This window comes from Proteiniphilum sp. UBA1028, assembly GCF_002316955.1.
Classification (GTDB): Bacteria; Bacteroidota; Bacteroidia; order Bacteroidales; family Dysgonomonadaceae; genus Proteiniphilum.
This window is the reverse complement of the sequence record NZ_DCEN01000044.1, coordinates 761-4,677: the sequence shown is the minus strand read 5'-3', so window position 1 is coordinate 4,677 and position 3,917 is coordinate 761. Positions and strand designations below refer to the sequence as shown.

The 3,917-nt window shown below is 51.8% G+C and carries 3 protein-coding genes and 1 pseudogene; all 4 read right to left on the bottom strand.

Annotated features, from left to right (window positions below; all coding sequences use genetic code 11):
• Nucleotides 1–500, bottom strand: a 500-nt coding sequence (locus B3Z75_RS07665; protein WP_294069557.1) for a thiamine pyrophosphate-binding protein, incomplete at its 3' end; no start/stop codon positions are given.
• Nucleotides 501–509: 9 nt separating this feature from the next.
• Nucleotides 510–1,583, bottom strand: a complete 1,074-nt coding sequence (locus tag B3Z75_RS07660; protein WP_294069554.1) for an isochorismate synthase — start codon at nucleotides 1,581–1,583, stop codon at nucleotides 510–512.
• Nucleotides 1,580–1,945, bottom strand: a pseudogene (locus B3Z75_RS07655) (PaaI family thioesterase); the annotation flags it as partial. The gene B3Z75_RS07660 and the pseudogene B3Z75_RS07655, both read right to left, overlap by 4 nt.
• A gap of 190 nt (nucleotides 1,946–2,135) precedes the next feature.
• Nucleotides 2,136–3,917 (bottom strand): glycoside hydrolase family 3 C-terminal domain-containing protein (locus B3Z75_RS07650; RefSeq protein WP_294069551.1); only part of this gene is annotated, 1,782 nt, incomplete at its 5' end.

Below are 3,917 nucleotides of genomic sequence, written 5' to 3'. Positions count from 1 at the left end.
TTGATGTGTGCAGGCCCTTTCTCCCCGTTGTCCATGCTGAGGATGGCCTCGTTGATCAGCCGGTTGCAATACCACGCTTCCTCGTCGTCATTTCCAAGAGGCAGCTGTACCGCATGGCGAACCAGCTTTCCGAAGAGACCGGTTTGCGGGATGGTCTGCCCGTCTCGCTGTCCCGTCCAGGCGAGGGGCCGATCGGCGGTAATTGCCAGCAACGGCAGTTGCTGATAAAAGGCCTCGGCTACTGCGGGACCCAGGTTGAGTGCGGCCGTACCGGAAGTGCAGCATACCGCGACGGGGCGGTCGAGGGCCTGAATGACCCCCAGGGCGAAGAAGCCGGCACTTCGCTCGTCGACCACGCTGTAGCAGGTGAAGTCGCTGTCGCCGGCAAAAGAATGGATCAGCGGAGCATTGCGTGATCCGGGAGAGAGTACAATGTGTGTGATGCCATGTGCCTTAAGCAACGCCACCAGTTGTAAAACGTTTTTCTTGTCTGAATACATTCTCAAATCTTAATTGACAATACTTGCCATGGTCTCCAGCTTCTTTTCCGTTTCCTTCCATTCATCCCTGCAGTTGGAAGAGGAGATTAAGCCGCTACCGGCAAACAAAGTAAGCGAACTTTTTCCGATTTCCATACACCGGAGGTTTACATAGATATTTGTTTCGGCCATTGGCTCCAGCATACCGAGAAATCCGGTATAATAACGACGGTCATATCCTTCGTGATCCAGGATAAACTGGAAAGCCTCCTCTTTGGGCAGACCGGAGACAGCCGGGGTGGGATGGAGCGCCTTTAACAGGGTTCCGATTTTCGATTCATCGGGAAGGGAAAAGTTGAAATCGGTTCGCAAATGTGCCAGGTTACCCGCTTTGGAGGTGTAGGGACCATTTATTTCCGGTGTGATTTGAAAGGAGGAGAGCTGGTGTAGCAGGTAGGAGGTAACCAGATGTTGTTCGCGCAGGTTCTTGTCGTCCCACGAAACAGCTCCGGAGTGAGGATAACGTGTGCCCGCGAGTGCCATTGTCTGCCAGCTGGTGTTTGCTCCCGACAGCAGTATTTCGGGTGTGCTGCCCAACCAGGTGCCACTTTGGGGTGTGTGAAACAGAAAAACACAAGCATGGTCGTATTTCTCCGCCGCCAGAAAAAAAGCATGGCCCGGCGAAAAACCCTTTTTCCTGACGATGTCCTTACTCCTGGAGAGTACCAGTTTTGTTATCGTTCCATTGGTCAGAGGCTGGTGAAACCGCTGAAACAGTTGCAAATATTCACCTTTATCTATATTCTTGTGTTTCACATTCTTCCGCTTCCCCAGTTGTTTTTTTACAAGGGAGGTTCCCACCTCGGCGAGATCACGGCAATCGGGACGAATTATGATCACCGGTGTTTCGTCTGATATCCGGAATGGGGCAATCACGAAACCGGTCTGGCCGTTTAATTTATCCATGTCACTGGTGAGGGCGGGTGTTCCCGATGTTTGCATCACAAAACGTGGCAACGTTTCACCGGGCAGCCTGAAAATAGCGAAGCATGCATCCTGGTCAATCAGTGCATCAAGTATCTGATGCGCGTGCAGATCTCTCATCGCTTTTTCAGAATGCTGTTTACCACCCGTACGGAAGACACCAACTTGTCGGTTGAGGTAAAAATATCAATATTCCATACATGGATGGAGCGACCTCTGTGTATGATCGTGCCCACGGCCCGCACCTTGTCACCCTCCCTCACGGAAGAGACATGATTGCAGCTTACCTGTATGCCTGCGGGCATCTCATCCGCTTCACACAGGAGAAGCGATCCCTGTCCGGCTACCGACTCGGCGAGGGCCAGCGTGGCTCCTCCGTGAAGGATGCCAAATGGCTGGCACACGTGTCTGTCGACCGGCATTACCGCTTCCGTACGTTCCGGAGAGAGAAGCGTAAACTCGATTCCCAGGGTTTCCATCAGCGTTGAAGGACTGCCGATATTGATTCCGTCATTATTTTCATTCATGCTCTGTTATCTTATTCACTGCAAAAATAATGATAACTTTAGCATGCTGCTATTAAGATTCATTAAAAATAATTCCGGAAGCCGTTTCTATTTCACCCGGATGGTTTTTGGGGATGCAGATACCTCCTTGCTACCGTGGACGATTTCATTGTGTCACGGTAAAACTTGCTTCATTGGAATTGTCCGCGGAGTTTTGCGCAACCCACAGCTTGAAGTCCCCGGGCTCTGTTTTCTTCTTCATGTCGATTCCATAGAAAGCCAGATCTTCAGACAGGAGCTCAAATGAAATCTGTTTGCTCTCACCTGCTTTCAGGTTTATCTTCTGAAAACCTTTCAACTCTTTTACCGGACGTGTGACGCTGCCCACCAGATCGCGGACATATAGCTGTACAACCATATCCCCATCCCTGGTTCCGCTATTCTGCAGCTTGGCCGTGACAGTAATCCTGTCATTGGCCGCCTTCATGGATGATTTGTCGAGTTTTACATCACTGATACCGTATGTCGTGTAACTCAAGCCGTATCCAAACGGATAGAGCGGTGTGATGGACGTATCGAGATAGCTCGATTTATAGTCGATTTTTTCGTTCGAAAGATCCACGGGCCTGCCGGTATTCTTTTGGTTGTAGTAGATGGGAATCTGTCCCACATTTCTTGGGAACGACATCACCAGCCTTGCCGAAGGGTTGTAGTCTCCGGCGATCACATCGGCAATGCCGTGCCCGCCTTGTGTCCCGGGGAACCATGCCTGGAGGATCGCATCCATATTCTCGTCTTCCCAGGAGAGATCGAGCGGCCTGCCGCTCAGTGTGATCAGGACAATGGGTTTCCCTATCTCTTTTAATGCTTTCAGCAGTGCGCGTTGTGGTTCAGGCAGACGGATATCGGTTCGCACGGCGGCTTCACCCGACCAGTTGAAATCTTCTCCCATTGCGGCAATGACCAGGTCGGCCCTGCGTGCGGCGGATACAGCTTCTGCAATCTTGCCCGGTGTGGTTTCCGTAATCGTGGATCCCGCTGCATACAGAATCTTTACGGTGCTCCCTTCGTATTTTTCTGTGAGTCCCTTCAGCAGGGGCACACTCTTGTTCCGGTCGCCCAGTCCCGCCCATTCGCCGTTCAGGTTGATGGAATCGTTCATCAGCGGGCCGATCAGCGCGATGGTTTTTCCGCTCTCTTTTGTGATGGGGAGAATTTGATTGTCGTTCTTCAGCAGTACCACCGAGGAGGCAACAGCCTTGCGTGCCGTCTCCATAAATTCGGACGTCATGGTGTTCTGTCTTGCCCGTTCTTCGCTGAGGTAGCGGTAGGGATCATCAAAAAGACCCAGCAGAAACTTCATCTCCAGGATACGGCGGGTGGCCGTGTTTATGGCTTCTTCCGATACTTTCCCTTCTTTAACCGATTGGGTGAGGTATTTAATAAATGAAGCACCGGTCATATCCATATCAATACCCGCGTTGACAGCCAGCTCAGCTGCATGTTTCTCGTCTTCGGCCACGCCATGGGGTACCAGTTCGTTCGTTCCGGTATAGTCGGTCACCACAAAGCCGGTAAAGCCCCATTCTTTTCGTAATACCTCTGTCATCAGCCACTTGTCTGCCGTAGCAGGAATCCCGTTGATCTCGTTAAAGGAGGCCATCATGGTACCCACTCCCGCATCTATCGCTGCTTTATAGGGAGGTAAATATATATTTCTAAGCGTGTGTTCCGACAATTCTGCGGGGTTATAATCCCTCCCTGCTTCCGCTGCCCCGTATGCTGCGAGGTGTTTTCCTGTGGCAAGCAGTGTGGTCGGTTCATCAAGCCTGCTTCCATCTCCACTGCCTTGAAAGCCGATGACCCTGGCCTCGGCCACTTTGCTACCCAGGTAGGGATCCTCTCCCGCACCCTCCATTACGCGACCCCAGCGGGCATCTCTACCAAT

What these genes read in the sequence shown, in the direction of transcription:
- B3Z75_RS07660 (WP_294069554.1), bottom strand. Translation starts at nt 1,583, where the DNA reads ATGAGAGATCTGCACGCGCATCAGATACTTGATGCACTGATTGACCAG.